Source organism: Streptomyces sp. NPDC058051 (assembly GCF_042885475.1).
Classification (GTDB): Bacteria; Actinomycetota; Actinomycetes; order Streptomycetales; family Streptomycetaceae; genus Streptomyces.
The window spans coordinates 1-1,464 of record NZ_JBHVRW010000081.1; the positions used below are offsets into that span (position 1 = coordinate 1).

Annotated in this window: 1 protein-coding gene; it reads right to left on the reverse strand. The window is 69.2% G+C overall.

The annotated features are described in order from the left end of the window. The coding region (locus tag ACFVUT_RS37680; RefSeq protein ID WP_389661353.1) for a beta-ketoacyl synthase N-terminal-like domain-containing protein at positions 1-1,464 on the reverse strand (1,464 nt) is incomplete at both ends.

The window sequence follows — 1,464 nt, forward strand, 5'->3', positions numbered from 1 at the left end:
GATCACCCTCCACCCGCCCCTGCCCATACGTGGACAGCAACGCCTGCGCCTCGATCGGATCACCCAACCGCGTCCCCGTCCCATGCGCCTCCACCGCGTCCACATCGTTCGCGGTCAGCCCCGCGTTCTCCAACGCCGCCCGGATCACCCGCTGCTGCGACGGACCATTCGGAGCCGTCAGCCCATTACTCGCCCCGTCCTGATTAATGGCGCTGCCCCGCACCACCGCCAGGACCTCATGCTCCAACCGCCGCGCATCCGAAAGCCGCTCGACCAACAGCACCCCCACACCCTCCGACCACGCCGCACCGTCCGCCGCACCCGCGAACGACTTGCACCGCCCGTCCCTCGCCAACCCACGCTGCCGACTGAACTCCACGAACATGTCGGTGGTCGACATGACGGCCACGCCCCCGGCCAGCGCCATGGAACACTCACCCGAACGCAGCGCCTGGGCCGCGAGGTGCAGGGCGACCAGCGACGACGAGCACGCCGTGTCCACGGTGAGTGACGGGCCTTCAAGGCCCAGGGTGTAGGACACGCGCCCCGACACCAGGCTTCCGCCCGTGGTTGCTGCGGCTTCCGTGCCCTGCCCGTAGTCGTGGTACATCAGACCGGCGAAGACGCCCGTCTTCGTGCCCTTCAGCGAGCGTGGGTCTATGCCCGCACGTTCCAGGACCTCCCAGGATGCCTCCAGCAGCAGTCGCTGCTGCGGATCCATGATCAATGCCTCGTTGGGGCTGATCCCGAAGAAGCCCGGGTCGAAGTATCCGGCGTCGTGGAGGAAGCCTCCCTGGTTGGCGTATGTCTTTCCGGGTACGCCCGGCTCAGGGTTGTACACGCCTTCGACGTCCCAACCGCGGTCCCGCGGAAACGCGGAGACCGCGTCCCGTCCCTCCAGCACGAGGTCCCACAGGTCTTCGGGGGAGGTCACTCCACCGGGATAGCGGCAGGCCATCCCCACGATGACGATCGGTTCGTCGTCCAACTCGCGCAGCACGGGGCCGGCCGGCCGGTCCGGGCTCTGCTCGATGCCCCCGCCGAGCTCGCTGTCGATGTACTCGGCCACGGCGCGCGAGCTCGGGTAGTCGAAGATCAGCGTGGCGGGCAGCCTCAGCGCGGCGGCTGCGTTGAGGGCATTGCGGAGCTCCACCGCGCTGAGCGAGTCGAAACCGAGCTCTTGGAAGGGCCGGTCCGCTTCGATCGCGTCCGCAGAGCTGTGGCCCAACACCGCGGCCACCTGGGAGCGGACCATGTCAAGCACCGTACGAGCTCGCTCTGCCGCGCCCAGGCCGGCCAGAGCGCGCATCAGCTCCTGACCGTCGGCAGCCCCTGCGAGAGCGCGGGCCGCAGACCGTCGTCGGGTGGTGGTGGTGGTGGGGGCGAGGTCGCGGAGGAGAGCGGGAATCGTGTCGGTACGCGCACGGAGGGCCGCGACATCGATCGGCAACGGAACAACCGCCG